General features: G+C 56.4%; 21 protein-coding genes, 4 tRNA genes and 3 pseudogenes. 15 read left to right on the top strand and 13 right to left on the bottom strand.

Translation table 11 applies throughout. The features are described 5' to 3' along the window. Window positions 1-59: 59 nt before the first annotated feature. From sodB to purE, 3 genes are all read right to left on the bottom strand, one after another. Window positions 60-638: a superoxide dismutase [Fe] gene (sodB, locus tag ACZ5Q2_RS16530; protein ID WP_432210667.1), complete on the bottom strand. Its 579-nt coding sequence runs from the start codon at window positions 636-638 to the stop codon at window positions 60-62. Between the two features lie 74 nt (window positions 639-712). Continuing rightward, a complete protein-coding gene (locus ACZ5Q2_RS16525; protein WP_432210668.1) occupies window positions 713-1,831 on the bottom strand; it encodes a 5-(carboxyamino)imidazole ribonucleotide synthase in 1,119 nt (372 codons plus the stop codon). A gap of 174 nt (window positions 1,832-2,005) precedes the next feature. After that, window positions 2,006-2,497 (bottom strand): 5-(carboxyamino)imidazole ribonucleotide mutase, encoded by a 492-nt coding sequence (gene purE / locus ACZ5Q2_RS16520; protein WP_061331731.1) that lies wholly within the window; start codon window positions 2,495-2,497, stop codon window positions 2,006-2,008. Window positions 2,498-2,670: 173 nt separating this feature from the next. Here purE and ACZ5Q2_RS16515 point away from each other — a divergent pair, with 173 nt between their 5' ends. The 6 genes from ACZ5Q2_RS16515 to ACZ5Q2_RS16490 all read left to right on the top strand — a co-directional run bounded on the left by ACZ5Q2_RS16515 (window position 2,671) and on the right by ACZ5Q2_RS16490 (window position 5,420). After that, complete coding sequence (locus ACZ5Q2_RS16515; RefSeq protein ID WP_374786934.1) at window positions 2,671-3,627, top strand: hypothetical protein; 957 nt, start codon at window positions 2,671-2,673, stop codon at window positions 3,625-3,627. A 146-nt stretch (window positions 3,628-3,773) separates the two neighbouring features. Further along, window positions 3,774-4,634, top strand: coding sequence for a DUF2846 domain-containing protein (locus ACZ5Q2_RS16510; protein WP_374786933.1), 861 nt, complete (start codon window positions 3,774-3,776; stop codon window positions 4,632-4,634). A gap of 49 nt (window positions 4,635-4,683) precedes the next feature. Then, a complete protein-coding gene (locus ACZ5Q2_RS16505; protein WP_072677690.1) occupies window positions 4,684-4,941 on the top strand; it encodes a hypothetical protein in 258 nt (85 codons plus the stop codon). 190 nt (window positions 4,942-5,131) lie between these two features. After that, window positions 5,132-5,207 (top strand) — tRNA-Val (locus ACZ5Q2_RS16500). A gap of 50 nt (window positions 5,208-5,257) precedes the next feature. Then, window positions 5,258-5,334 (top strand) — tRNA-Asp (locus tag ACZ5Q2_RS16495). A 10-nt stretch (window positions 5,335-5,344) separates the two neighbouring features. Beyond that, window positions 5,345-5,420 (top strand) — tRNA-Val (locus ACZ5Q2_RS16490). 136 nt (window positions 5,421-5,556) lie between these two features. Here the strand turns inward: ACZ5Q2_RS16490 and ACZ5Q2_RS16485 are convergent. Continuing rightward, a complete protein-coding gene (locus ACZ5Q2_RS16485; RefSeq protein WP_432210669.1) occupies window positions 5,557-6,963 on the bottom strand; it encodes a 3-oxoacyl-ACP reductase in 1,407 nt (468 codons plus the stop codon). Between the two features lie 187 nt (window positions 6,964-7,150). Here ACZ5Q2_RS16485 and ACZ5Q2_RS16480 point away from each other — a divergent pair, with 187 nt between their 5' ends. The 4 genes and pseudogenes from ACZ5Q2_RS16480 to ACZ5Q2_RS16465 all read left to right on the top strand — a co-directional run bounded on the left by ACZ5Q2_RS16480 (window position 7,151) and on the right by ACZ5Q2_RS16465 (window position 10,703). Next, window positions 7,151-8,476, top strand: coding sequence for an acetyl-CoA C-acetyltransferase (locus tag ACZ5Q2_RS16480; RefSeq protein WP_432210670.1), 1,326 nt, complete (start codon window positions 7,151-7,153; stop codon window positions 8,474-8,476). Window positions 8,477-8,573: 97 nt separating this feature from the next. Further along, window positions 8,574-8,650: transfer RNA gene (locus tag ACZ5Q2_RS16475), tRNA-Met, on the top strand. A gap of 189 nt (window positions 8,651-8,839) precedes the next feature. Further along, window positions 8,840-9,967 (top strand): annotated as a pseudogene (locus ACZ5Q2_RS16470) (IS256 family transposase). Beyond that, complete coding sequence (locus ACZ5Q2_RS16465; RefSeq protein WP_374787876.1) at window positions 9,939-10,703, top strand: TraI domain-containing protein; 765 nt, start codon at window positions 9,939-9,941, stop codon at window positions 10,701-10,703. The pseudogene ACZ5Q2_RS16470 and the gene ACZ5Q2_RS16465 overlap by 29 nt, the downstream one beginning before the upstream one ends. A gap of 160 nt (window positions 10,704-10,863) precedes the next feature. On the opposite strand, the gene ACZ5Q2_RS16460 is transcribed toward ACZ5Q2_RS16465, so the two are convergent. Next, window positions 10,864-11,022, bottom strand: a complete 159-nt coding sequence (locus tag ACZ5Q2_RS16460; protein ID WP_230715429.1) for a hypothetical protein — start codon at window positions 11,020-11,022, stop codon at window positions 10,864-10,866. 128 nt (window positions 11,023-11,150) lie between these two features. On the opposite strand from ACZ5Q2_RS16460, the gene umuD reads away from it, so the two are divergent. Further along, window positions 11,151-11,588 carry a translesion error-prone DNA polymerase V autoproteolytic subunit gene (umuD, locus tag ACZ5Q2_RS16455; protein ID WP_230715430.1) on the top strand — a complete coding sequence of 146 codons (438 nt, stop codon included), beginning with the start codon at window positions 11,151-11,153 and terminating at the stop codon, window positions 11,586-11,588. Between the two features lie 2 nt (window positions 11,589-11,590). Further along, window positions 11,591-12,142, top strand: a pseudogene (locus ACZ5Q2_RS16450) (Y-family DNA polymerase); the annotation flags it as partial. Window positions 12,143-12,264: 122 nt separating this feature from the next. Here ACZ5Q2_RS16450 and istB read toward each other — a convergent pair. The 3 genes from istB to ACZ5Q2_RS16435 form a co-directional block, all read right to left on the bottom strand. Further along, window positions 12,265-13,020 (bottom strand): IS21-like element ISSpu5 family helper ATPase IstB, encoded by a 756-nt coding sequence (istB, locus tag ACZ5Q2_RS16445; protein ID WP_432209940.1) that lies wholly within the window; start codon window positions 13,018-13,020, stop codon window positions 12,265-12,267. Window positions 13,021-13,032: 12 nt separating this feature from the next. Beyond that, window positions 13,033-14,574, bottom strand: coding sequence for an IS21 family transposase (gene istA, locus ACZ5Q2_RS16440; protein ID WP_230716000.1), 1,542 nt, complete (start codon window positions 14,572-14,574; stop codon window positions 13,033-13,035). Between the two features lie 72 nt (window positions 14,575-14,646). After that, complete coding sequence (locus ACZ5Q2_RS16435) at window positions 14,647-14,820, bottom strand: hypothetical protein (RefSeq protein ID WP_464597165.1); 174 nt, start codon at window positions 14,818-14,820, stop codon at window positions 14,647-14,649. A 385-nt stretch (window positions 14,821-15,205) separates the two neighbouring features. On the opposite strand from ACZ5Q2_RS16435, the gene ACZ5Q2_RS16430 reads away from it, so the two are divergent. Continuing rightward, on the top strand, window positions 15,206-15,760 hold the full coding sequence (locus tag ACZ5Q2_RS16430) for a hypothetical protein (RefSeq protein WP_058090194.1): 555 nt from the start codon (window positions 15,206-15,208) through the stop codon (window positions 15,758-15,760). A 72-nt stretch (window positions 15,761-15,832) separates the two neighbouring features. Here the strand turns inward: ACZ5Q2_RS16430 and ACZ5Q2_RS16425 are convergent, their stop codons facing one another. The 5 genes and pseudogenes from ACZ5Q2_RS16425 to ACZ5Q2_RS16405 form a co-directional block, all read right to left on the bottom strand. Then, window positions 15,833-16,303 carry a response regulator gene (locus ACZ5Q2_RS16425; RefSeq protein WP_374787042.1) on the bottom strand — a complete coding sequence of 157 codons (471 nt, stop codon included), beginning with the start codon at window positions 16,301-16,303 and terminating at the stop codon, window positions 15,833-15,835. Beyond that, window positions 16,303-18,195 (bottom strand): sensor histidine kinase, encoded by a 1,893-nt coding sequence (locus ACZ5Q2_RS16420; protein ID WP_058090192.1) that lies wholly within the window; start codon window positions 18,193-18,195, stop codon window positions 16,303-16,305. The genes ACZ5Q2_RS16425 and ACZ5Q2_RS16420 overlap by 1 nt, the downstream gene beginning before the upstream one ends. A 2-nt stretch (window positions 18,196-18,197) precedes the next feature. After that, window positions 18,198-18,953 (bottom strand): response regulator transcription factor, encoded by a 756-nt coding sequence (locus tag ACZ5Q2_RS16415; protein ID WP_374787041.1) that lies wholly within the window; start codon window positions 18,951-18,953, stop codon window positions 18,198-18,200. Window positions 18,954-19,061: 108 nt separating this feature from the next. Further along, window positions 19,062-20,069, bottom strand: coding sequence for a hypothetical protein (locus tag ACZ5Q2_RS16410; RefSeq protein ID WP_058090190.1), 1,008 nt, complete (start codon window positions 20,067-20,069; stop codon window positions 19,062-19,064). Between the two features lie 53 nt (window positions 20,070-20,122). Then, window positions 20,123-20,312, bottom strand: a pseudogene (locus ACZ5Q2_RS16405) (acyl-CoA dehydrogenase family protein); the annotation flags it as partial. Between the two features lie 138 nt (window positions 20,313-20,450). Here ACZ5Q2_RS16405 and ACZ5Q2_RS16400 point away from each other — a divergent pair. Together ACZ5Q2_RS16400 and ACZ5Q2_RS16395 are read left to right on the top strand one after the other, a co-directional pair. Continuing rightward, window positions 20,451-22,199, top strand: a complete 1,749-nt coding sequence (locus ACZ5Q2_RS16400; RefSeq protein ID WP_374787040.1) for an autotransporter assembly complex protein TamA — start codon at window positions 20,451-20,453, stop codon at window positions 22,197-22,199. Then, window positions 22,196-25,975, top strand: a complete 3,780-nt coding sequence (locus tag ACZ5Q2_RS16395) for a translocation/assembly module TamB domain-containing protein (RefSeq protein WP_432210672.1) — start codon at window positions 22,196-22,198, stop codon at window positions 25,973-25,975. The genes ACZ5Q2_RS16400 and ACZ5Q2_RS16395 overlap by 4 nt, the downstream gene beginning before the upstream one ends. Window position 25,976 lies beyond the last annotated feature (1 nt).

Genomic DNA, 25,976 nt, shown 5'->3' with positions numbered 1-25,976 from the left:
TACCTGGCGGGCGTTCAGGCGGAAGCGGCCGGGCAGCTTCCGATGGCACTACTCTGTGATCAGGCCAGATTTTCGTTAACGAAATTCCAGTTGACCAGGTTCCAGAAGCCTTCGAGGTAGTTCGGGCGGCTGTTCCGGTAGTCGATGTAGTAGGCGTGTTCCCATACGTCGACAGTCAGTACCGGCTTGTCAGCACCAGTCAGCGGTGTTTCCGCGTTGCTGGTATTGACAATGGCTACGCTGCCGTCGGCCTTCTTCACCAGCCAGGTCCAGCCGGAGCCGAAGTTGTTGGCGGCTTTGTCGTTGAATTCTTTCTTGAACTCCTCGAAAGAACCAAATGACTTCTCGATCGCTTCTTTGGCAGCGCCAGTGGGCTCGCCACCGCCGTTCGGGCTCAGGCAGTTCCAGAAGAAGGTGTGGTTCCACACCTGCGCAGCGTTGTTAAACAGTGGGCCGCTAGCGCTCTTGATAATGTCTTCCAGGGATTTGCTGGCATTATCGGTGCCGTCAATCAGGCCATTCAGCTTGGTGACGTAGGTCTGGTGGTGCTTGCCGTAATGGTATTCCAGGGTTTCCTGGGACATGTGCGGTTCCAGAGCGTTTTTTTCGTAAGGCAGTGCGGGAAGTTCAAATGCCATGAGGTCGTTCTCCCTGTCTCTCTGTTTATGTTGAATGTGTACGTCACAGCAATATAGGGGCGATTTGAGCTAAATCAACCCCTTGGTGTAAGAGTACTTGTAAACTCGGGGCTGCCGGGCAGGAACTGTGCGCAGTTCCGGACCCGCCAAACCAGTTCTTCGTAGCTGTCGGCCAGAATGTTTACATGTCCCAGCTTGCGCCCCGGGCGCTCACCTTTATTGTAGAGGTGAACATGAGCGTAGGGCAGTTCCAGTATGCGTTCAATGTCTCCATGCTCGCCGATGATGTTAATCATGCAGCTAAGCCCTCTGGCTTCCACGTTGCCCAGGGCATGGCCGCTGACGGCGCGAATGTGGTTTTCAAACTGGCTGGTCATGGCACCTTCGATGGTCCAGTGCCCGGAGTTGTGTACTCGCGGCGCCATTTCGTTGGCCACCAGGCCATCATCGGTCTCAAAAAGCTCGAGGGTTAATACGCCCACGTAGTTCAATTCGTTCAGCAGAGATTTGATGTATTTCTCTGCGTCTTGCTGAATGTGTGCCTGAAGGGCAGGCGCGGGAGCAATGGAATAACGAAGGATACCTTCGTGGTGGGTGTTCTCGGCAATGGGGTAGAAAGCCAGGTCGCCGTCCTCCGCGCGCACGGCAATAATCGATACTTCACGTTTGAAGTTGACGAACTTTTCGACGATCACCCGTGGGTGCCCGATGCTGCTCCAGGCGGCTTGTGCTTCTTCCGGTGTTTTCAGTACTGCCTGGCCTTTGCCGTCGTAGCCTTCGGTGATGGACTTGGCAACCACCGGGCAGCCGAGTTCTTCGGCAGCGGCTTTGAGTGACTCGGCGCTGTCTGCGATTTGCCATTGGGGTGTGGGGATGCCCAGGCGGCCGAACAGGGTCTTTTCGGCTTCGCGGTTCTGGCAAACTTCCAGGGCCCTGGGGCAGGGATGCACGGGTTTGTGTTTGGCGAGTTCTTCTGCCACGGCGACGGGCAGGTGTTCGAATTCGTAGGTAACGCGGTCCACCCGGGAGATGAAGTCGTCCAGGTATTGGCCGTCACGGTCGATGATGACTTCGCCAAGGCCGGCGCTGGGGCTGCCGGACATGTCATAGAACACGAAGTCTTTGGCCAGGGGGTAGCCTGCGAGGGCTAGCATGCGGCCTAGTTGACCGGCGCCAAGTACACCAATTCTCATGTAATTTCTCCTGCCACGGTTTCGGCTCTGACATTGGTGGTGTGAGCAGTTCGGGGAAGGCTTTCCAAAACACGCTCAAGCCCATCCATGGGGCGCTTGGGCTCCGCCATCCATGGCTCCGCACAGTTTTGGAAAGCCTTCCCCGAACTGCTCATCCAGCCTTGGGAGTTGGCTTCACTGATCTCTTGGATCAGGGTTATCCAGAATTGTTTGTGTCTGTGTTGCTCTGAACTCGTCAACAGCCTTTCGGACGCCATCGTCAGACGTGCCAATAATCTGTGCTGCCAGCAGGCCGGCGTTGGTGGCGCCCGCTTTGCCGATGGCCAGGGTGCCAACGGCGATGCCGCCAGGCATCTGTACGATAGACAGCAGCGAATCCAGGCCGTTCAGGGCCTTTGATTGTACAGGAACGCCCAGGACTGGCAGAGAGGTCTGGGAGGCAACCATGCCGGGTAGGTGAGCTGCACCGCCGGCGCCTGCAATGATGACTTTCAGGCCGCGGTCGGCTGCGGTTTTGGCGTAGTCAAAGAGCAGGTCGGGTGTGCGGTGGGCGGAGACCACCCGGGTTTCGTAGGCGACGCCGAGTTTTTCGAGCATGTCGGCGGCGTGTTCCATGGTGGGCCAGTCGGATTTCGAGCCCATGATGAGTCCTACAAGCGGCTGCATATGCAACTGTCCTGTGATAATTGGAAAGCCGGCCATTGTATGTTTTGCCTACCTACCATGCAACACAGGGCGGGCGTGGTTCCGGTAATCTTTAAAAGGCTTCATTTTAACGGATTGTTAAGTGCGGGTATTATCGTGGCTGACATTTTGACCATCCCGATTCAGGAGTAGTAATGGAACCCATTCGCCCGGACGATGACGAGCTGAGAGCTGAGCCCCCTATTGGTGGCGCCGAGCCCAGAAAGCCTGATGGGCAAAAAGGTAAATCCGCCAGTAACCGGCAGAAGCCTCCTAAGCCCCCAAAACCGGAGAAGACGTCTGGCGGTGGCGGCCCGGGAGGTGGGTTGTTGATGTGGCTTTTTTTGGTGGTCGTGGCCGCAGGCGCGGGTGCCGGCTGGTATGTTCAGAATGAGCGTATTGAAGCCCTTGAGGGGCAGCTGGAAGAGGCGGATTACTGGGCTCGGCAGAGTAAGTTGGCGCTGGCGCGCTTTGAGGGTGAGTTATCAGAAACCGGGGAGTCGCTGCAGGAGCGAGGAGCTTCCCTGGAGGAGAAGATTGCGGCTAATGACAAGCGCCTGGATGCAGCCGACAGTGAAATCCGTAAACTCTGGGTGATTGCCAACGAGCGCAACAAAAAACGGCTTGATGAGCACCAGCAAAGGTTGGCGGATGTTGATGATCAGCTTGCCCAGGCAAACAAGGCTGCGTCTGATTTGACCGCATCGTTGGAGCAGGCACGCACGGGGTTGTCGGCGGATGTGGCGCAGGTGCGGCAGCGGCTTGACGATTCCGTCGCTTCGCTGGAGCGAGCGAACCAGGAGGCAACGCAGCAGTTGACACGGTTGAGTCAGCAGATCGGTGATGTGGACCAGGTGGTTGAGAGCCGGATAAGGCGCTTTGAGCAGGAGCAAAAGCTGGGGATCAGTGGCATGGAAGGCCAGATTGCCGCGCTGGAACAGAAGGTGGACTCCATGGCGGGCGACGGCGAGGTCCGGGCTTTGAGGAATCAGCTGTCTGAGCTCAAGAAAACCGTTGATGCGGTGGATGCGTCGCGGTCTCAGCTTACTTCCCGGCTGGTCCGGTTGTCCGAAGAGGTTAACCAGCTTCGCTCGCAGGTTTCCGGAAACTAGGCTCTTGCCTTCTCCAGAAGACTCGGCTTCCAAGGTGTAGGGGGTGAATGTAACGATTTGTATTCATCCCTTGCGGTAGCTCTCATTTCTATTGAGTGGCAGTTGTTATCATCGGCTAACTCGATAGGGATGAAGAGTGCATAACAATGAAAAAACGAGTGCCTTACCTTCGGAACGCTATCGCCCTGTTGTGTGTGGTGGCGCTCTCCGGCTGTACCATCTATCAATCTATTGGCAAGAGTGTGGGGGCTTTCCTGCATCCTGTGTCGGGGCATGACTTTGTCCATATCGACACCGATGCCTGGGATCAGCGCAATGCTGTTCTTTACTTCTACCGCACTCACTCCCAATGGGCTGCGGATGAGATCGAGTCGCCCAGCGTCTACATCGACGACAAGCACTACTTCAACATCCGCAACAACAGCTACACCTGGCTTGAGGTGAAACCCGGTGAGCGCCATATCGCTATGCGCAGGCCGCTGTTGGGGCTGGAGGGGCTGAATTCGTTCAGCTTGAGCCTGATTGCCGATGCCACGCTGCGGGTTGAGCCCGGCAAGATTTATTACCTGCGTTACAACGAGCTGACCGAGCCGGAGCGGCGCCATTCGGATCTGGACCCGGATCATCCCCTGGCCAGTGGCGATCTGCAGCTGGTGACCCGTGACTACGCCATGCAGTCTGGTCAGATTGTTTCCACCCTGTTCCTCAACAGCGACCTGCTGGCGCCGAATCATGCCGGTGCTTCCATTGTTGAGGTCAATGAAGACATGGATTACAAGAAGCGAAAGGCGGCGTTGGAGGAAGAGCGGGAACTTGAGGTTGAGCAATTGAAGCAACAGGGTAAGTATGAGTCTGCCTCCTGGTACTGGCCGTTCGGTGGTGGCCCCACAGAGCCCCTGGAGGCGGATCAGAAGCTGGAGGCGTTGGAGCGGGATTACGCAAAGCTGGAATTGGAACGTAAGCGGCGCCGTGAAGAGGAATCCGGCGGCGGCTGGTGGATTTTCTGAGCGAGGGTTGTCTACACTGGAGTTGGTTGACTGCGGTGAGATAAAAACAATGTCGCTCAAAGATAATCTGGTAGTTCGATTCGAGAAAGTGGCGGGGCGCCTGGTGCCCTATCTGGAAGAGTCCTGGCGGGATGTCAGGGTCAAGCTGGATGATCTCAACCGTTCGCTGGCCAGTCAGGCGATACCGAATGAACGGAGAGACAAAGTCAGTGAGTTGGCGTTGCGTCAGAAGGGCGAGCAGGCGGGCCAGAAAACCGGGGAGGTGCGCGACTTTCCTGGCGGGCGTAAACGGCACACAAGCTCCTGATTTTGATTAATAAATGCTCAGGTAATGCCGGGTCAGAAAAAATTCAGGAAATTTCCGGAAAACATTTGACACGGTGAGCCAAATGCTTAAAATGCGCGTCTCACTTGGTTGATGCAGCAATGCTGAATCAACAAGCGCCAAGCGCAACAAGTGACCGCTTTGAGCCTGAAGAACAGTAAGGCCACGAAGTGGGTGGTTAGCTCAGCTGGGAGAGCATCGCCCTTACAAGGCGAGGGTCGCAGGTTCGATCCCTGCACCACCCACCATTTTCAAGCGGTTTCAGGTTCGGCGTTTATTTGCAGCGTTGAACCGATGCGGAGCGGTAGTTCAGTTGGTTAGAATACCGGCCTGTCACGCCGGGGGTCGCGGGTTCGAGTCCCGTCCGCTCCGCCAACTTTTTCCCGGGTGGTTAGCTCAGCTGGGAGAGCATCGCCCTTACAAGGCGAGGGTCGCAGGTTCGATCCCTGCACCACCCACCAGATGTGAAGAAAAGCAGATCCAAACGGATCTGCTTTTTTTTCGCCTGAAGGAAAGTCTGACCGCTTCCCCGATACAAAAAACCGGGAGCTCGATGCCCCCGGTTTTTCGTCGTTCAGGTTAGTGCAAGGTCCGGCATCATTTGCCGATCAGCGACTGCCCGCACACCCGCACAACGTTGCCGTTAACGCCGGCAGAAGCCGGGTTGCAGTACCAGGCAATGGCTTCTGCCACGTCTACCGGTTGTCCGCCCTGAGACAGACTGTTCATTCGCCGGCCCGCCTCGCGGATGGTGAATGGCATGGCGGCGGTCATCTGGGTTTCGATGAAACCGGGGGCAATGGCGTTGATGGTTATGCCGTTTTTCAGGTGCTTTGCCATAGATTCCACATAACCGATCACACCGCTCTTGGCGCAGGAATAGTTGGTCTGGCCGAAGTTGCCTGCAATGCCGCTGATGGAGGAAATGCACACAATGCGGCCGTTGTCGCGCATTAGCTTGCGCTCGGCCAGTTCTTCATCGATCAACTCCTCAGCAGTCAGGTTGACAGCGATCGTCATATCCCAGAAGTGCTCTGGCATGTTTCCGAGGGTTTTGTCGCGGGTAATGCCGGCGTTGTGAACCACAAAATCCACCCCGCCGGTTTCTTTTTCAATGAAATCTGCAATCAGCTTGGGTGCCTTTTCTTCGGTAATGTCGCAGGCCAGCGCCTTGCCTTTGATGGCGTCGGTTACTTTCTGCAGTTCCTCCAATGCCGGGGGGATATCCAGGCCGATAACGGTTGCGCCGTCGCGGGCCAGGGTTTCTGCAATGGCTGCGCCAATGCCCCGGGAGGCGCCAGTGACCAGGGCTACCTTGCCGGCCAGCGGAGCCACCGGGTTGGTGGCTTTGGCTTCCTCTGCTTTGCCAATACGCACCACCTGGCCGGAAACATAAGCCGAGCGTGCAGACAGGAAGAAGCGAACCGTGGAATCCAGCTGGTTCTCGGCGTTCGGAGCCATCCATGCCAGGTTGGCCGTGCAGCCCTTCTTGCCAATTTCCTTGCCAACGGCGCGTACAAAGCCTTCAAGGGCTTGCTGGGCGGCGGCCTGGGGTGCCTTCCGGCAGGTGTGAGGGTCCAGGCCAATCACAAGTACACGGCCGTTGGCAGCCAGTTTACGGATAGTCGGGTGGAAGAAGTCGTACAGGGCACGCAGTTCCTGGGGGGTCTTGAGGCCGGTCGCATCGAACACCAGGGCCGAAAACTTTCCGTCCACCTCACCGGACACGTCGAAGGCCTTGGCTTTGTTGCCGGCCTGGGCTGAGTCCGCCAGGGTGTCTACGCCCGTGGCATGGTGCAATCCGGTCGGGCTGGCGCCAAGGATGGAGCCAAGAGTGGCGATAGCCCGGGCGCCAGTGCCTGCGCCAATCAAGACATCACCTTCAATAAACGGCTGGTCAACCCGCTTCAGGCGTTTGAGTGGCGCCGGCGAAGGCAAGCCCAGGGATTGCGCTGCAGTTTTGCCGACAGGGGTATTCACCAGTTTCAGGTAGAGGTCAGACATGATTTCTTCCTTGTGGGTACAGTTGAGTGTGAAATAGCCTAAAGGGTAAAGCTTCTGCCAGTTATTGGATTGACTCAACTCAGTCATGGCGTTGTCAGAGTTGCCAATGAGACACTGGCGCCAGGCGCTAGACTCTGCGGTAACTTGTATTAAACCACTACGTTCATTCTCAAAGGGACAGTTTGCTATGGCACAGGCACCTAAAACCACAAAATCGGCTTCCTCGTCGTCAAAAAGCGCGCCCGGCATTCGCCGCGTTGCGGTAATTGGCGGCAACCGTACGCCTTTTGCCCGCTCCAACACGGCCTACAGCAAAATCAGCAATCAAGAGTTGCTGACCTCCACGCTTCGGGGGCTGGTTGACCGCTATAACCTTCAGGGCATGCGCCTGGGCGAGGTGGTTGCCGGAGCCGTAATCAAGCATTCTCGCGACTTCAACCTGACCCGTGAATCGGTACTCAGCTCCGGGCTGGCCCCGGAAACCCCGGCCTATGACATTCAGCAGGCCTGTGGTACTGGCCTGGAGGCCGCTATTCTGGTGGCAAACAAGATTGCGTTGGGGCAAATCGAGTGCGGTATCGCCGGTGGCACCGATACCACGTCAGACGCGCCCATCGGTGTGGGTGAGGGCCTGCGGGAAATCCTGCTGGACCTTAATCGTGCCAAAACCACCAAAGAGCGCCTGAAGATTCTTGGCCGTTTCCGCCCTGGCCACCTGATGCCGGAGATTCCGGAAAATGGCGAGCCACGTACCGGACTGTCCATGGGGGATCACTGCCAGGTAACCGCAAAAGAATGGAGTATTGCCCGGGAAGACCAGGATCGTCTGGCCTGGGAAAGTCATCAGAAGCTTGCCAAGGCATACGATGAGGGCTTCTTTGCTGACCTGATTACGCCCATGGCGGGGCTGGAGAAAGACAATATCCTGCGCCCGGATACCACGTTGGAGAAGCTGGCCACCCTGAAGCCCTGCTTTGATCGCGAGAACGGCACTATGACAGCGGCCAACAGCACTGCACTGACTGATGGTGCCTCCTGTGTGTTGTTGGCCAGTGAAGAGTGGGCCAAGGCCAACAATATGGAAGTGAAGGCATGGTTTACCTTCTCTGAAGTGGCCGCGGTGGACTTCGTTGATAAGAAAGAGGGCCTGCTGATGGCGCCGGCCTACGCGGTGCCGCGCATGCTGGAGAAGGCAGGCCTGACCCTGCAGGACTTCGACTTCTACGAAATTCACGAAGCCTTCGCCGCCCAGGTTCTGTCTACCCTGAAGGCGTGGGAAGACCCCGGCTTCTGCAAGGAGCGCCTGGGCCTGGACAAGCCGCTGGGTAGTATTGACCGAGCGAAGATGAACGTGAAAGGCTCGAGCCTGGCAACCGGCCACCCGTTTGCCGCCACTGGCGGTCGTATCGTCGCAACCCTGGCCAAATTGCTGGAAGAAAAGGGCAGTGGTCGAGGCCTGATTTCCATCTGTGCGGCGGGTGGTCAGGGCGTGACGGCGATTCTGGAGCGCTAAGTTACGGGAAAACCGTAATTTCCTTTGACAGGGGCAACTTCACGCCGTATTATTCGCGCCACGTTGATCGGGGCAACCCGGTAAACAACCAGTTTGATGCGGGGTGGAGCAGTCTGGTAGCTCGTCGGGCTCATAACCCGAAGGTCGTTGGTTCGAATCCAGCCCCCGCTACCATATAATAGAAAGGCAGATCAGTTACTTACTGGTCTGCCTTTTTTGCGTCTGGGGCGGCCAAATTTCCCTGTGACGTATATGTGACACATATGTGCCAATCCCTGTGACATCCTATTTTGATGGTTGAGCGTGTAAATAAAACTGTGTAAACCGCCTATCATAGAACCCTGGCCGGGTAAGGATAGGCATATGAACAGGAAAGAACTGGAAGCCTTCGCACATGAGGCAGCCGAAACGCTTAAGACCGAGAAGGACCCCAACGAGTTCAGCCAGATGCTGACCAAGATCACCGTCGAGGCGGCGCTTAATGCCGAACTGGACGATCATCTGGGCTACGAGCTGAACACGCCCCGTGACTGCGAGGGCAGCTTCAAGCCGCAATTGGTGAAGAAGGGCCAGACCCGCTTCACCCCCGATGGACGACAAGATCCTGAGCCTCTACGCCAAGGGTATGACCACCAGGGAGATCGTCGCCACTTTCAAGGAGATGTACGACGCCGACATCTCGCCCACCTTGATCTCCAAAGTCACAGAAGCTGTGATGGAGCGGGTCGTGGAATGGCAATCGCGTCCTCTGGATCCGGTTTACCCCATCGTCTACCTGGATTGCATCGTGGTCAAAATCCGCCAGGACAAGCAAGTGATCAACAAAGCGATCTACCTGGCCCTGGGCGTCAATCTTGAAGGCCACAAGGAGTTGCTGGGCATGTGGCTCTCCGAGAACGAAGGCGCCAAGTTCTGGCTGGGCGTCCTCACTGAGCTTCAGAATCGCTGTGTGAATGATATTCTGATCGGCTGCGTGGACGGGCTCAAGGGCGTCCCCGATGCCATCAACGCGGCCTTCCCTCAGACACAGATCCAGCTGTGCATTGTCCACATGGTGCGCAACTCGATGAAGTATGTGCCTTGGAAGGACTACAAGGCCGTAACGGCCGACCTCAAGCGCATTTACCAGTCAGCCACAGAGGAAGAAGCCCTGCAGGCGCTGGATGAGTTCGAGAGCCACTCGGGTGCTAAATACCCGCACATCAGTCGCTCCTGGCGCAATCACTGGCCGAACTTGAACACGCTATTCCGTTATCCGGAGGACATCCGCAAGGCGATATACACCACCAATGCCATCGAGTCCTTGAACAGCTTTATCCGCAAAGCGATCAAGAAACGGAAACTGTTCCTAACGGACGACTCCGCCCGCAAGGTGGTCTACCTCGCTATCATGGACGCGTCGAAAAATGGACAATGCCAATCAGGAACTGGAAGGCTGCGTTGAACCGGTTTATGGTTGAGTTTGTGGATCGCATCAGCGATTACGTTTAACCCCGGCGGTGACACAGAATTATTTACACCCCCGCTGACCGATATTCGCCGGCCGTTGCAGATCGATGTTGCCGGCTTGCCGGCGCTTAAGACTTTGCCACGAACGTTCTGCCCGAAGCCGGAGGCACTGGATCAGCTGGTGGCTGCGGTGCGCTCTTTGCGGTCAGCCTCGTTACAGGTGTTCATTAAGCGAGTATTGGAGCGCCGTGACAGGCTGGAAGTCTTTCTGAAAGCTCCGGCGAGCAGGAATGACCATCATAACGAACCCGGCGGCCTGCTGGCTCATTCCCTGGACGTTGCGAAGAACGTACTGGTCATGACGGAGGCTAATGAGCCCGATATGCCTCAGGAGCTTCAGGAACTCGGTTTCGTCCCTGGGTTACACGACATTGGCAAGACCTACACCTATGATACGTGGGGTAAGCCGACAGCAACCGCAAGGTTGTGCGACCACGCCGACATGACCTTGGAGGCCTGCGCCTACGGTCTGGCTTATCTCGACAAGGTAGACCCTGATGCGGCGCTTGCACTCCGGCACATCTGGACCTGCGCCTCCCCCGGCGCGCGCTACGGTGCCACCCCTGCCATGACGCTTGCCCGCTATGTTCGGGACGCCGATGCCCAGAGTGCCATGGCTGACAATCAGCGGAAGGCCTACCGAAAGCGCCAGCCAATGGGTTTTGGGCGGCTCGGAAATAACGTGTATTGGCTGCCATCGATAGAAGCTCATGGATGAGGCAGGTGAAAACGACAGTGAGGGGTGTGAGCACGTTGTGGCCACACCCATTTTTTATTCGATGTTGTGTGAGGACGGCAGCCACCGGTTTGAACATATGGAGGAAGCGCTAAAACTGATTCAGGAACATGTTGAGGGTTAAAGCTCCGGCATGATGAGATTAACCGCAAGGAAACTGGTTTTCCTTAGGCTTGGATGCACTTGGATGCGTCAGGGTGCGCCCTACCACATAACCGGCTGCCACACCCACCAGCGCTGTCACTGGCCCGATCAGGCCGCCCACCAAGCCGCCAATAAACATCAGTATTACGCTTTTCATACAGATTCCTCCCGCCTTCCTGACAGCTGCACTATTCCGAGTATAGGGCGTTGTGCCCAATGGTGGGTTGACCCGCTGATATTGTCTCGCCAAAATACTGTATATTCAAACAGTATCCGGTGTAAAGCATGTCCTGCATTCTGCTTGGTGATTACGAATCCGTCTCACGCCTGAACATTCCGATGTTTTTGGAGCGGGTCTCGGCTGGCTTCCCGTCGCCGGCGGAAGACTACGTTGAGAAGACCATCGACCTGAATGAGCTGTGTATTAAGCACCCTGCTGCCACCTTCTTCGTTAGGGTTCAGGGTGAGTCCATGACTGAGGCTGGCATCTATCCCGGCGATGTCCTGGTGGTAGACCGGTCGCTGAGGGCCGGGCACGGCGACACAATCATCGCCAGCCTGGAAAGCGAGATGACGGTGAAGCAATTGCACCTGACTCCACCACCCGTGCGCCTCCTTCCGCGCAATCCCGCCTACAAGCCCATTACGGTTGAGGGTGACATGGTGATGGAAGTGTTTGGCGTGGTGACCAACGTCATCCGGTCAATGAAGCGGGGAGGGTAGCGATGGCATCGGTTGGCCGAGGTCAGGCCGTCTTCGCTCTGGTGGACTGCAATAACTTCTACGCCTCCTGCGAGAAACTGTTCCGTCCGGATCTGCGCAATACGCCGGTTGTGGTACTGTCCAACAACGACGGCTGCGTGGTCGCACGCTCAAAAGAAACCAAGGCACTGGGGATCAAGATGGGCGTGCCGGTTCATCACATCAAAACGGAAATTAACCGGTACGGCATCCAGGTGTTCTCCTCCAACTACACCCTCTATGGCGACATGAGCCGGCGGGTTATGACGACACTCGAAGCCCTGGCCCCACGGGTGGACGTGTACTCGATTGACGAAGCCTTTCTGGACCTCACCGGCATTGACCGGGTGGTGTCCTTCGAGGATTTTGGCCGAGAGGTCAGGAACACCGTGTATCAGAACGTCGGCTTGCCCGTCTGTGTGGGCATTGCCCCTACGCGAACACTGGCCAAGCTGGCTAACTTTGCCGCGAAGAAGTATCCGGCGACCGGAGGCGTGGTAGACCTCACAGACCCCGCCCGGCAACGGCGACTGATGGCTCGGGTGCCGGTTGAGTGCGTAAACCGCTGAAGGTTGCCACCCATTCCATGTGAAGCCTGCCACCCGGACCGGAGCAAGGCTGCCACCCATCGGAGCGTAGCGACGCGGGGTTTCTCTTCTTACTCCGAAGTCTCGGTGGCCGTCAACTTTGCCTGTTGTTTTCGCATGGATTCGCCCCGCAGGTTGATCTTGTAGGCGTTGTGTACGAGCCGATCCAGAATGGCGTCTGCCAGAGTGGCGTCACCGATTACGCCATGCCATTCCTCGATGGGTAATTGGCTAGTGGCAATGGTGGAGCGCCTGCCATGCCGGTCTTCCAGCACCTCCAGCAAGTCTCGCCGATTCTCGGCGCTCAGTTTCATCAGCCCCCAGTCATCCAGGATCAGCACGTCGACCTTGGCCAGATTCGTCAGGAGTTTTGAGTATTGGCCATCGCCTTTGGCAATGGTCAGCTCCCGTAGCAGTCGGGTCAGGCGGACGTACTGGGCGGTGTAACCCTCCCGGCAGGCCTTATGTACCAGAGCACAGGCCAGCCAGGTTTTCCCGACCCCGGTGGGACCGGTGATGAGCACATTCAGGTGTTCCTTCACCCATTGGCAACCGGCCAGCGACTGGACCAGTCCTTTATCTAGGCCGCGTGAATAGCGGTAATCCAGGTCTTCGAGGATGGCATTGTGCCGCAGCTTAGCCCGGCGCAACCGGCTGGTCATGCGCCGGTTATCTCGCTCGGTCATTTCCCGGTCGACCAGCAGCCCGAGGCGTTCCTCGAAGCTCAGATCGGTGATGTCGGGGGTGGCCGACTGATCCGCCAGGGCGGCGGCCATGCCGGTCAGTTTGAGGGCGTGGAGCTTGTCCAGTGTGGGATGTTTCAGCATGTCAGAGATCCTTCAGTGGTAGTAGGCGGGGCCACGGATGTTGTCGTGGGTATCGGGCAAGGCCAGTTCCTGTTGCTCTTCCAGAGGCTGCTGATCCAGACGGTGTTTGAGGATGGATTCAATGCTCTTGTAGCGGCAGCTTCCCAGCATCAGGGCTCGCTGGCAGGCGGCCTCCAGCCGCGACTCGCCGTAGCTCTGCCCCAACCGGAGAATGCCCAGACAGGAGCGGTACGCCTGCTGAGGGTGTTTGCGGGCACCCAGAGCGGTGCGGATAAGCTTCTCCGTCGCCGGTCCGGTCTTGGCCGCCCAGGCGATGAGCCGTTCCGGCGACCACTCGCCAGCCTGGCGATGGGATTCGGGCATGTGCGCGGCGATGGTGGTGTGCCGTCCCTTCTGGTCTGAGCGCCGGTGGCTGGCGATCCGGTTGCCCCGGTAAAAGCATTCGATGGTGTTGTTGGTGATGCGAACCTCCACCTCTTTCTTGATCAGGGTGTAGGGCACTGAGTAATAGTGACCGTCGATGGCTACGTGGTAGTCGATATGCACCCGAGCCTTCTTCCACTCTGCGTAGACATACGGTTCTGCCGGCAACGGCTGTAGAACCGGTTTATCCAGCTGTTCGAAGTGGTCGCGCCGGCAGCCGGGCAACTTGCGGAAGGGGCGGCTGTTGAGCCGCTCCAGCAGTTCACGGATGGTGGCGTTGAGTTGCCCCAGGGAGAAGTGCTGGCGATGGCGCAACGCCGCCAGGATCCAGCGCTCGACGATCAATACACCGCCTTCTACCTTAGCCTTATCACGGGGCTTGCGAACTCTTGTCGGGACAACGGCCACGCCATAATGGGTGGCCATGTCCTGATAGGTTGGGTTGAGATCCGGCTCGTAGCGATGGGCCTTGCTGACGCCGGAGCGGAGGTTGTCCGGAACCACCAGTTCCGGCACTCCGCCCAGGAACTCGAAGGTCCGGATGTGGGAGCCGACCCAGTCCGGCAATGTCTGGCTCCAGGTGGCTTCGGCGTAGGTGTAATTGGATGCACCCATCACCGCGACAAAGACTTGTGCCTCGTGGATCTCTCCGGTGGTGCGGTCAATGACGGGCACGGTCTGGCCGGCATAGTCCACGAATAGCTTCTCACCGGCCCGATGGTCCTGGCGCATCACCAGGTCCAGCTTGCCCCGCCAGGCCCGGTAGTGCTCGCAGAACCAGCTGTACTGATAACCGTCCGGGTTGGCTTGCCGGTACTCCTGCCAGAGCAGGAACAGGGTGACGTTCTTGCCCGTGAGTTCGTCACGGATGTGTTGCCAGTCGGGTATACCTCTGGCCTGTGCTGGCAGGTCCGGTGGCGGCGGGAACAGCAACCGCTCCAGGTGGGCCTCATCCAGATCCGCTGGCAACGGCCAGCTCAGACCGGCCTCAACCGTGCGGCGCAGGTAGTCGCTTACGGTGGGGCGGCTAACGCCACAGGACGCCGCAATCTGGCGGTTGCTCAGCCCTCGCTCCCACTTGAGGCGAAGGACTTCTTTGATTTTACGCATGGATAACCTCTTCGCTGGCATCTGGCCCATCTCCGGATGAAAAGGGTCAGAGTACCGTTAAGTTATCCCGCGCCGGACGATTTTGATGGAGCTTCAGGCAGTCTGCTGGGGTGGCAGCTTTGCCGTGGAATTAGTGGCAGCTTTCGCGTGGAATGGGTGGCAGACTTCGTCTGGAATCAGTGGCAACCTTGGTCTGGAATACGCACCGTCTGGAAACAGCGCAGACATTCCATTGAACACGTGAGTCATGAATGCGTCCCCATTCACCCAATATCTGGGTACTTGCTCGAACTCAAAATCTTGCCTACGAACTGGGAATGCGGAAGTGAGTTTCGTTGTGGCCACAGTCGGCTCCTCTATAAACCAATTGTTGAGCTTTTATATAGAGATTTGATGGTGATCGGGATTTGCCACTTTGGGACAAGTAGTTATCCGATTCATTGCTAAAGCCCAGTCAGCGCCTGGTTCTGCGCCAGTATCTGGGGCAAGAGTGAGGCCGGCTGACATTTATGTTACGAAAACTAGTATGCCGATTGGCATATAGTAAATTATGCCGATCGGCAGGCGACTCGTACTTTGGGTTTGCCTAAGATGTTTGGCGTATGAGGGCTTTTGACAAGCATTCTTGGATCAATAATTGAGGTAATTCCAGATGAACAAGTTAGCTACTCAACATAAGATTTCCAGTCTCGTTGCTCTTGCTGTGGCCGCGGCTTTCTCTGCAAACGCCCACGCAGAAATTTCTGAGGCAGATGTACTTGCTGCCCAAAAGACGTGGGGGGATGCGGTTGTCATGCTTTCAGAACACTATGCGGAAGGCGGCATTGAAAAAGCTCGAAATACGGCAAGAGCGGTTATCGATTCGGCCTATGGCTACACGATGGGGCCGGTTTTGTTTAAACCGACACTGGCCGCTATTCCTCAGAACATTCGTCTGACTGCTGAAGGCGCATTAGCGTATTTCGTTGGTCACGACAAAGCTTTTCCAAATGACGAAGGTTTTGGCATCAAGGGTTGGGCTGCGGTTGAGTTTGAAAACGCAGCCATCCATCTCTCGGGCCCCGTAGCTATGTCCATGGGCAACGTCCATTTCACCCATAATGATGGCTCTGTTACAACTGTAGACAAGTCATTTGGTTACCAGCTGGATGACGCGGGCAATCTGCGCATCGTTCTTCATCACTCGTCACTGCCTTACGGCAATTGAGCCAGGCGCTTGTTACGTCCCGGAAATGAATTCCGGGACGTAACAACGGATATGTTGCTCTGCTCTGGCGCCTCAGGACTGCCATGGCCCATGGGGCGACATATTCGGTGACTCGCCCAGGGACTTTAGTTGAAGGTAAAGGCGTCTCATTTCCAGCAGGTTCCACACGCGTAACACGACTTCCATATGGTCGAAGGGTTTGGTTAGGAAATCCGAGGCACCTAGCGACAACGCTTTGTAACGAGCTTCCTTGGTAATGTCCGCAGTGAGAACAACAACTGGAATCCAGTGCCCCTGCTCGCGCAAGTCATCTAGCAAACTTAATACTTCAAAACCATCAATATCAGGCATTCGCAAATCGAGTAAAATGATGTCAGGGCGAAATCCCTGGATAAGTGAAGAGGCTCGGACAGCATCAACGGATGAAAGCACTTGTTCAAAGCCTTCTTTTGCAAACAGCTCTTCGAGCAACTCAAGATTTGCTGGTTCATCATCGATGATCAGCAGCTTGGATTGGCGAATATCGTTGAGAATCGCTGACATTAATGCATCTCCTTTAATAAAAGCCGAATTCGCATAGGCGTTGCGGGAGGAGCGAGCCATCGGATGTCGTTGTTTTGATCGCTCGGAGGAGGCTCTGGCGTGATGTGCAACTGTTTTCCTGACCGCAGGCTGGGTGGCAGGTCCAGTCGAGCTGCTGGTATGTCTGTGATGAGAACAACATGAGTGTCTGGGAGTAACTCCGGCCAACATGGATCGGACACATGAATAACCTTGGCGTGAAACCGAGCTGCTAGCGTCTCAAACAGTATAGGGAGGTCCGGGCTTTCAATGGCGAGTACCCACGTCGTTTCAGGATAACTTTCCTCTTTGAGCAGTTTAGACTCCCTATCAGGCGGGCCATAACTGTCTGAACCTCTGCCTCGTGAAGAACCATCAGCCGCCGGCAATCTGAGCACAAATTCACAGCCACCTTTGGTGGCCCGATGTTCTATGTGGCCGCTCATATTTGTTGCCAGAGAACGGCTGATGGCCAGCCCTAAACCGATGCCGTCAGTTTTGCTATCGAGGCGATTGAAGGGACAGAACAAGTCTTTCTCAAAGCCGGGCGTTATGCCTGGCCCGCAATCATGAACGACGATTTCATAATTCTCTCTACCAGAACTGCCTAACGGTCGCCAATTGACGGTGACCGTCGTCTTTTTCGGCGTGAATTTAATCGCGTTGTCCAAAAGATTGATGAGAATTTGTAGCAAGCATTTCGGATCAGCCAACACATAGCTTTTGTCGTCGTCCGAGATATTCAGTTTAACGGCTTTAGCTCTTGCTGCCTGGGAAACAAAATCTACTGCTGTGGTGACAATTTCTTTCAATGACACGGGTGTGATCTCTGTTGAGATGTTCCCGTTCTCCAATTGAGAAAGGGTCAGGAGGTCGTTAACCAACTCGAGGAGATGGCTGGCACTGCGCCGAATGACACCCACATGCTGTAATTGGTCGCGTGTCAGTTTGTTGTTGCCTAATAAATCACTGAATCCGATTATGGCATTGAGAGGAGTTCTCAGTTCATGACTGGTGCGGGACAGGAAGTCAGTTTTCGCCTGGTTTGCATTTTCCGCAAGTGACTTAGCATATCTGAGCTCTTCAAGTCTCTTATCCTGCATAAAACCTGTCTGTACCACTAGCTTGTCGAGTTCAGCCAGTTCGTCTTGATATTCACTCTGCCGCTCCTTCAAAGGGATGCCTCGACCAATGTTGGTTGCGTTATCTCGAATGCGGCGTATCCGTATTATCAGGTCTCGGGCGAAACCCTGAGAAAACAATACGGCAAGTGCTACAGCCACAACCAGAGTACTGAAAATGATCCACTGGCTGCTTCTTCGTGCCCGTTGCAGGTTTTGCTGCAAAGCAAGAATGATTTGATTTTCACGGATCTCCATCTCTTTGATATGTTGGCGTAAACGATCAAGTAGCGCTTTGTTTTCCAGCGAGTAGGAGCGAATTGAGCCACCGTTGACTGCTAGGTCCGGGTTTTTGAGTTGGGCGAGGTTAGCGAGCTTTACTGCAATGAGCGTTGATATATCGGCCAGATTCTGGCGCTGCACTGAATCTTTCACATCTACTTCCAGCTGTCGCAGCGATTGCTTCAAAAGCTCTTCAGCCCGCTGGTAGGGTGCCAGGAATGCTTCATCCTGCGTCAGCAAATACCCTCGTACACCGCTGGCAGCCTCGGCTAATGCGGCGTGTGCAGCGTGAATCTGCCCGAGAACTCTCAGACCGCGCTGAAGTTCATCCTCTGCGTGCCGGTTGAAAGCAAGGACTTTGGCCATAACAAGGAGAACGATGGTCGCAACCAACAGTGGGATAATCAGCGAAGCCAGGCTGCGACGTCTTAGGCTCCACCCATGCCAATGTTTTCTGATAGTAGCTATCATTTTTAACAACCAGAGTTGCCCAACTTGGATTCCACCGCAAAAGCAGCGGCTTGCGCTCGGTCTTCAAGCTGAAGCTTCTTGAGAATACGTTCTACATGAGTTTTTACCGTCCCCGGCGCGATATCCAGAGTGGCGGCGATACGAGCGTTGCTCATGCCTCGTGGTAACAAACTCATCACTTCTTTTTCGCGCGGTGATAGCAGCGATAATTCTGAGTGTTTATGTGGAATTTTCTGGTTCATTGGCGTGCTGGTGAAAATTAATTGGCCCGTCAATAGGCTTGCAAGAATCGACATGAGCTGTTGATCACGTTCTCCTGGAGCGGGTTGCGACTCAAAGCCGGCCAGCGCGAGTAAACCAATGACCGACCCTTGGAGTGCAATGGGAACGAGCCATTCGAATCCCGGGTTTGTGCAATAGAAGATCCAGGCATTTTCTGGCAGGTTTCTAAGGTAGGGCTTACACGGCCATTTCAGAAAGGGTGCGAGGTTGGCTTTTACGGCTTGTCTCGATGCGTTTATTGCTGCGCCACCGGTAGACGCCAGTGTACGCAACCTCCCGGATTGATAGGCAAACAGAGCAGCATGAGGAACGCCATAATGAGTGACGACGGTTTCTAATAGCTTTGTGCAACTTTGTTCGTCCGGCGATTGAAGCAGCCCGGCGCATATTTTCAAACATGAAAGTTGACGCTCAGATAGTCCAGCTGCCCTGTAGCCAGCCCTTAAGTCTGAGGCAGTCGAATTTGATTCAGACATTCGACGTCCTTCTGGAATCCATAGTCTGTCAGCCTATGTAACACGGTTTTATTTGAGACTGTAAAATTTTGCTGTGTAAATTTATGTTGAGCCTTCAGCACCCGAGCGTCATGGGAGGTTGGCTCGCCAATGCTTCACTCTCACCTGGTCCTTAATCGCCTCGAGTATTTCCAGAATCAGGTTGATCAACGCCTCTTGTTCCTGGTTTGCTCCTTTCTCTTCTCCCGGCTCCGGCAGCATCACGTTCACAATGTCTTCGATAAAAGCGTGATTGCTGGAAGACGCCAGATCTTCCAGGATCTGGTGGATCACGTTTGCAACAATATCGCCAACGGCATTTTCCAGCGTGTCCTGTATGGTTGGGCCAACCACCGGCAGGTATTTCAGTCTCGACAGTTCAAGATTCTGCTTCAGGGCATTGTCAACACGGTCTTCCAGATAGACTCGCAGGGCACCTCTATTTGGGATGTAGCCTTGCTGCGCAGCCAGGGCGACGCGTTCCGATAACCAATCCGACAACATGGACCGTCTCGGGAACAGGATGTCAGTCTGGATCCGTTCAAACAGGGGCGAACCACGCTTTACCTCATCCTGAACGCCGCTCAGAACCTTCAGAACAATCCGGTCTGATAACTCTTCCATGAAGGCTTCATAGTAAAACGACACAAACTGGTACAAGCGAGTGCTGGTGAAGTCGATGATCTTGTATTGGTGCAGGCGGTAGATGATCGAAATGATCCGCAACGCCCGCAGGAAGCGGAAGCCGCCAACGGGGATGCAGCCCACCAGATCGTACCAGTGTATGAACGGGTAGAAATACCAGCGGTCGTAGACCTTGGCTTTGACGGAGTAGCCCCAGCGGACAAAAAACTCGGTCAGGAAGATGGAGACGAAGATCAGATCATAGAAAATAAACCGTTCATGGATCGGCTGGTAGATCGCATTGACGGCGGGGAGGCTTTCTTCCAGCAGGTTCTGAACCGCAACGAAACTGTATATCGAATCCCAGATGATAAAGGCCAGGTTGATGATCAGCAGGCTCAGCATCAGGAAATCGATAAGGAACCAGATCAACTGATGGCTGGACCTTAGGTTGTCGCGGTTAATCCTGAGCATCCGGGCTACCTGTCATTGGTCAGGGGCATAATATAAGTCCCTGACAGGTTAGCTTATTTCAGCTCGGAGGACGACTTTTCGAGTAATCGTCGGGCGATGATCAGCAGCTGGATCTGCTGGGTGCCTTCGAAAATATCGAGTATTTTGGAGTCCGTGGCCCATTTTTCGAGCCTGGTACCCCAGTGAAGCACACAGCTCCACGCAGCGGAGCGTAATCTGGTTACCCACCCGGCCGGCCCGGGCCAGGCAGCATTCCCTGATGGCATTGTGGTCAATTGTGATTTTGGCGCGCCAGGCGTAGAAGCGCGCATCCGCTATCGGTAAACTCACCCCCTGACTCAGGGATTCGTCAATCATCCAGGTGGGAAACCCAAACACTGCATGCTGTTAGCCCGATACCACATACAAAGAATCCTGAAGCTGACCGGGCTTGCGTTGCTGTTGAGCGCGTCTGCCAGCCATGCCAGTCAGGTCAGGGTTGAGGTTGAGGGCGATCACAGTGACTTGAGAGACAATGCCCGGATTTTTGTGGGTGAGGTAGAAGGCCGCTCAGCCGATGGCCTGCGCCGTTACGCCTCCACGGCGATAGCCCAGGTTGAACAGGCCATTCGGGCCCTGGGGTACTACAATCCGGTGATCACATTTGAAGTCACTGAAAATGCGGATGGGCTGGCCGAGCTGGTGTTGACGGTTGTGCCGGGGGAGCCCGTCCGCATTCGTTCCAGGTCAGTGCTGATCGAGGGGCCAGGCAGTGAAGATCCGGCACTGGTTGATCAGATTCCGAAAGAGCCGGCGGAAGGAGATGTGCTTCATCATGGCCGCTACAACACGCTGCGGCAGGCCATACAGAATCGGGCGCGACGTCTGGGTTACTTTGACGGTGAGTTTGTGACCCGCCGACTGGAAGTAGACCCTTCCGAGAATCACGCAGATATTACCTTGCACTACCGTACCGGCGAGCGGTATCGCCTGGGCGCGGTTACCTTCCTGGAAGGCCATGGTTTTGATGAAGGTTTACTGAACCAGTTTGTGACCTTTGAACCCGGCATTCCTTTCCACGCCGATGAAGTGGCGAAGCTCAACAGCGATCTCTCAAGCAGTGGTTACTTTTTCGGTGTGGATATTGATGCTTCACCGAATCGGGCAGAGGATGGTGTGATACCGGTGGATATTGGTCTTACCCCCAGGCCGCCCCGGTCGGTAGGCGCCGGTGTTGGCTTCTCAACAGACGTCGGCCCCCGGTTCCGCGGTAACTGGCGAGAGCATTACACCAACCCCATGGGTCATCGACGCGGGGCAGACACGGAGCTTTCGGAGCTGCGGCAGAACGTCAGTGGATGGTATGAGCTGCCATTGGACCCGCCAATGACGGATTCCATACGGCTGGGCACCGGTTACCAGCGAGAAAATATCGAAGATGTGGAATCGGAGCGACTGACTCTGGGGCAGCAATGGCGGCATCAGTTGGATACCGGTTGGATGCAGGTGCTTTCAATACGTTGGGAAGGCGAGCGCTTCAAAATTGGTGAAGATGAACGGGGCAACTCCAGCCTGTTGCTGCCGGGGCTCAGTTACTCCAAACTCCAGGCCAACTCGCCCCTGGACCCGTCCCGGGGCTATCGATTGCAGCTTGATGTGACCGGTGCCCATCGGGCCATCATATCGGACGCAGACATCCTGCACGTGAATGTGCTGGCCAGGGGGCTGTATACCCTGGCTGATAATCACCGGTTTCTGACCCGTTTCAACTTTGGTGGGGTGGCGACCAACAGTTTTTCCGATGTGCCTCCCTCATTGCGCTTCTTTGCCGGTGGTGATCAGAGTGTCCGGGGCTACGGCTACGAAACCCTGTCGCCCCGTGATGACAATGGCGTAGCCGTTGGTGGCCGTTTTCAGCTGGTCGGTGGTGTCGAATATCAGTACGAGTTTGTCCGGAACTGGCGGGTGGCGGCGTTCGTCGACAAGGGCAACGCGGTGAATGATGTGTTTGACCGGCTGGCGACAGGTGCGGGCCTGGGGATTCGCTGGGTGAGCCCGGTAGGGCCGTTGCGCCTCGACGTGGCCAAGGGGTTGGACGAGGAATTTGGCGGCGGCTGGCGTATTCACTTTTCCATGGGGCCAGAGCTGTGACCGATCATCCACCGGTGCCACCAGAGCAGGCTGAACGTCAGCCGAAGAAACACAAAAAGCCGCTGCGCCGGCGCTGGTGGTTCTGGCTGTTGCTGGTTGTCGCATTGTTGCTGTTTTTGCCTCTGGTGGTCGTTGGGCTGATTTTGCTGGCCCTGCATACCGAAAAGGGCACAGCCTGGACCATTGATCAGATTCCCGGGTTGCAGACCGAGGCCGACCGAGGTTCCCTGCTTGGCCAGTGGCAGGCCGACCGCCTTGAATGGCAGGGCTATGGCGTGGGTGTGGTGGTTGAGGCTCCGGAAGTAGACTGGTCTCCGACGTGTCTGTTCGAAAAAACCATCTGCCTGGATACGCTCAAGGCCGATCGGATTGCAGTGACCCTGCAGCCCTCTGAATCTGATGATGAACGTTCCGGTGATATCAGTCTTCCCAGGGTTAACCTGCCGCTGGCGGTGGTGATCGGGGATGTTGCCCTGGGGCCGCTGACGGTCAATGACGGAGCCATCTGGGACCGGTTTGAGCTGCAATCCCGGGCCTCCGGTGCCAGCCTGGAGCTTGAACACGTGCTGTATCAGCTGGAAGAGATGCGGGTATCGGCGAGTGGTCGCGCTGACATGCGGCGGGATTGGCCCCTGGATATCGATGTTGACGTATCCTTGCCGCCGCCATCGGGAGATGACTGGCAGGTCACCGTTAACCTGGGTGGCAGCGTCAGGGACTTGCGGTTGCGAGGTGCCAGCAGTGGTTATCTCAATGCGAATATACAGGGGCAGGTTCAGCCGCTGGAAAGCCGTCTGCCAGCGTCCATCAGACTCGAATCCGAGCGTTTTCTTGCCCATCATGATCTTCCGGAAACACTGACGCTGAAGAACTGGCGATTAACCCTTGACGGTTCCCTGGCCAACGGCTTCAGGACCCGTACCCAGGCGCTACTGCCGGGTACCGAGGGTGATATCCAGACGTCTATCCAGGGATTGGTCACCACAGAGAAGGTGACAGATCTGGTACTGTCCATGGCCGGCCCGGAAAGAGGGGGTGGTGAGCCACCCGGAACCCTGGAGGTGCAGGGCGAGGCCTCCTGGGCTGATGGTCTGGCCGCTGATGTGGGGCTGGCCCTGAACCGCTTCCCCTGGTACACCCTGGTGCCGGGGCTGGGCGAGCCTCCGGTTTCGCTCAACCGTCTGGAAGGTCGGGCAAGTTACCAGGAAGACCGCTACCAGGCGGATCTTGACGCGCAGGTTGCCGGTCCCCTTGGGGATGCCGAGCTGAAGGCCCGCCTTGATGGCGATACTCAGGCTGTCCGTATCACCCAGCTCGACATGACGACCGGAGCGGGTTCCCTGTCTGGCGAAGCCGAGCTCGATTTTTCTTCCCAGCTGGCTTGGCAAGCTGCCCTGGTTCTGGATCAGTTCAATCCGGGCTATTGGGTGCCTGTGCTGGAGTCCCGGTTGGATGGCAACGTAACCAGCGAAGGCCAGCTTCAGGACGACGCATTGCCCCGAATGTCGGCGGGCTGGAATCTGCAGGGACGATGGCAGGGGAACAATGCTCGCGCCCGGGGCCAGTTGGTCAGTGACGGTCGCGAATGGCAAGTGGATGATCTTGTACTTGTCGTGGGTGAGAACCGTATAGAAGGGCAGGGTCGTTACGGCAGCCAACTGGCAGGTGACTTGTCCATCCTGTTGCCTGAACCGGCGATGTTTGCCGAAGGTTTGGCTGGTGAACTGGAGGCCAGCCTGCAGTTTGCGGGCACCGTGGATGATCCCACCGCCGAGCTTGTCGTGGCTGGCCGCGGATTGAGCTGGCAGGATCTGTTGCAGATTGAGGCCGTGGATCTTGATGCCAGTCTGGCCAAAGGCCGTGTGCTGGATGCAGCGCTGGAGATCAATGAGATTCGTGCTGCCGACCAACAGCTGGAGAGCGTATCCCTTCGCCTTGAAGGTACCCGGGATGAGCATCAGCTAACAGTCAATGCCAGCCACAGTGAGGCGACCCTGCTTGCCGTATTTGCCGGCGCCCTGGGTGAAAGCCTTGATGCCTGGCAGGGTGCCCTGAACCGTGGTGAAATCGACATACCCGGCCCGGGCCAGACGTGGCAACTGGAATCTCCCGCTGACCTTGCCTACACCGAAGAAGGCAAACTGAGCCTAGGCGCTCACTGCTGGCGCTGGCAGGACAGTTCTGTGTGCGCTGACGATCAGCAGCTATTGCCGGATGCCCACATCGCCTTCCAGATTCGCCAGTTTCCGACCACGGCCCTTGAACCACTGTTGCCTGATACCTTCCGATGGAGTGCGCACCTGGATGCCGACGTGGATCTGTCACTGACCGACGCAGGGCCGGATGGCAGAATCACACTGGATGCCGGTGAGGGAACCTTCGAATTCCTGGTGCTGGATGACTGGGAAACCCTGAGTCATGAGGGTTTGACCGTTGATGCTCGTCTTCAGCCCAGCATAGCTGAGCTTTCAGTTGCCCTGCGAGGCCCGGAGCTGGGCGATTTTAATGCCGAGCTGGCGGTTGACCCGATGGCTGAAGAACGACCGGTACAGGGCCGTTTCAGCCTGAACTCACTGGATCTGGCTTTTGCATCCGCCTTCGCCGGGGTGGAAGAGATTGGAGGTCAGGTTAACGGCCAAGGCGAAATTACCGGCCCATTGTTACGTCCCATGATTCATGGCGAGCTGGCTCTTACGAATGGTCGTTTTTACGATCCGGGCCTGCCACTACCACTGAACGATGTGGTTCTGGTGCTCGAGTTTCTCGGGGATTCCGCTGATATCAGCGGGCGCTGGAACAGTAACGACCGCAGTAGCGGGCAACTTTCGGGGATGATCAATTGGCAGCAGGAGCCCGAGATTGAGCTGTCGATTGTTGGCGATAGGCTGCCAGTGAATGTCGAACCCTATGCCCGGGTTGAAGTCGGGCCAGACCTCACCATTGCTTTCCGCAGTGGTGAACTCTCTGTGTCTGGACGGGTGGAAGTACCCCGTGGTGAGATCGAGATCAAGGGGCTTCCGGAGTCAGCGGTTTCTATCTCCGAAGATGAGGTGATTGTCGGAGTTGAAACCGAGGAGCCGACCATCCGGCGTATGGTGATGGACGTGACTGTGGTGGTCGGCGAAGACCGGGTAGCGTTTGATGCTTTCGGTGTGACCGGGAATCTCGAGGGGACTCTGCGGATTGGCAACGACATGGATACCCGGGGTGCGCTTCAACTGGTGAATGGTCAATACCAGGCATTTGGGCAGGATCTGGAACTGCGGCGAGCGAGAATCCTGTTTGTGGGTGCCCTGACGGAACCCTACCTGGACATAGAGGCAGTGCGCAGAGTAGACACTGTTGTTGCCGGTATCAGGCTTAGCGGCCCCGTGAACGCCCCTGAAACCGAGGTGTTCTCTGAACCTTCCATGCCCCAAAGCGATGCGTTGTCCTACATCATTCTGGGCCGTCCGCCCCAAGGCCGCGGTGATGACGGCCAGATGGCGCAGGCTGCGTTGTCGTTGGGGCTGACCCAGGCCAGCAGATTGACCCAGGGCATTGGAGACGAGCTGGGCATTCGCAATCTCACCCTGGAAACGGAAGGCTCCGGAGACGAGGCCGCGGTGGTGGCCAGCGGATACATTACCGATGAATTGAGCCTGAGGTACGGCGTCGGGATATTCGAACCGATCACCACGGTCGCACTGCGATATGATCTGGGCCGGTATTTCTATCTGGAGGCGGCCAGTGGCCTGGCCGCCTCGCTGGATATCTTCTACACCCGGGATTTCTGAT

This window comes from Marinobacter alkaliphilus (assembly GCF_055394375.1).
Note: the sequence above shows the minus strand (reverse complement) of the source record. Positions and strands in the feature narration are given on the sequence as shown.

What these genes read in the sequence shown, in the direction of transcription:
- sodB (WP_432210667.1), bottom strand. Translation starts at nt 638, where the DNA reads ATGGCATTTGAACTTCCCGCACTGCCTTACGAAAAAAACGCTCTGGAA.
- ACZ5Q2_RS16525 (WP_432210668.1), bottom strand. Translation starts at nt 1,831, where the DNA reads ATGAGAATTGGTGTACTTGGCGCCGGTCAACTAGGCCGCATGCTAGCC.
- purE (WP_061331731.1), bottom strand. Translation starts at nt 2,497, where the DNA reads ATGCAGCCGCTTGTAGGACTCATCATGGGCTCGAAATCCGACTGGCCC.
- ACZ5Q2_RS16515 (WP_374786934.1), top strand. Translation starts at nt 2,671, where the DNA reads ATGGAACCCATTCGCCCGGACGATGACGAGCTGAGAGCTGAGCCCCCT.
- ACZ5Q2_RS16510 (WP_374786933.1), top strand. Translation starts at nt 3,774, where the DNA reads ATGAAAAAACGAGTGCCTTACCTTCGGAACGCTATCGCCCTGTTGTGT.
- ACZ5Q2_RS16505 (WP_072677690.1), top strand. Translation starts at nt 4,684, where the DNA reads ATGTCGCTCAAAGATAATCTGGTAGTTCGATTCGAGAAAGTGGCGGGG.
- ACZ5Q2_RS16485 (WP_432210669.1), bottom strand. Translation starts at nt 6,963, where the DNA reads ATGTCTGACCTCTACCTGAAACTGGTGAATACCCCTGTCGGCAAAACT.
- ACZ5Q2_RS16480 (WP_432210670.1), top strand. Translation starts at nt 7,151, where the DNA reads ATGGCACAGGCACCTAAAACCACAAAATCGGCTTCCTCGTCGTCAAAA.
- ACZ5Q2_RS16460 (WP_230715429.1), bottom strand. Translation starts at nt 11,022, where the DNA reads ATGAAAAGCGTAATACTGATGTTTATTGGCGGCTTGGTGGGCGGCCTG.
- umuD (WP_230715430.1), top strand. Translation starts at nt 11,151, where the DNA reads ATGTCCTGCATTCTGCTTGGTGATTACGAATCCGTCTCACGCCTGAAC.
- istB (WP_432209940.1), bottom strand. Translation starts at nt 13,020, where the DNA reads ATGCTGAAACATCCCACACTGGACAAGCTCCACGCCCTCAAACTGACC.
- istA (WP_230716000.1), bottom strand. Translation starts at nt 14,574, where the DNA reads ATGCCAGCGAAGAGGTTATCCATGCGTAAAATCAAAGAAGTCCTTCGC.
- ACZ5Q2_RS16430 (WP_058090194.1), top strand. Translation starts at nt 15,206, where the DNA reads ATGAACAAGTTAGCTACTCAACATAAGATTTCCAGTCTCGTTGCTCTT.
- ACZ5Q2_RS16425 (WP_374787042.1), bottom strand. Translation starts at nt 16,303, where the DNA reads ATGTCAGCGATTCTCAACGATATTCGCCAATCCAAGCTGCTGATCATC.
- ACZ5Q2_RS16420 (WP_058090192.1), bottom strand. Translation starts at nt 18,195, where the DNA reads ATGATAGCTACTATCAGAAAACATTGGCATGGGTGGAGCCTAAGACGT.
- ACZ5Q2_RS16415 (WP_374787041.1), bottom strand. Translation starts at nt 18,953, where the DNA reads ATGTCTGAATCAAATTCGACTGCCTCAGACTTAAGGGCTGGCTACAGG.
- ACZ5Q2_RS16410 (WP_058090190.1), bottom strand. Translation starts at nt 20,069, where the DNA reads ATGCTCAGGATTAACCGCGACAACCTAAGGTCCAGCCATCAGTTGATC.
- ACZ5Q2_RS16400 (WP_374787040.1), top strand. Translation starts at nt 20,451, where the DNA reads ATGCTGTTAGCCCGATACCACATACAAAGAATCCTGAAGCTGACCGGG.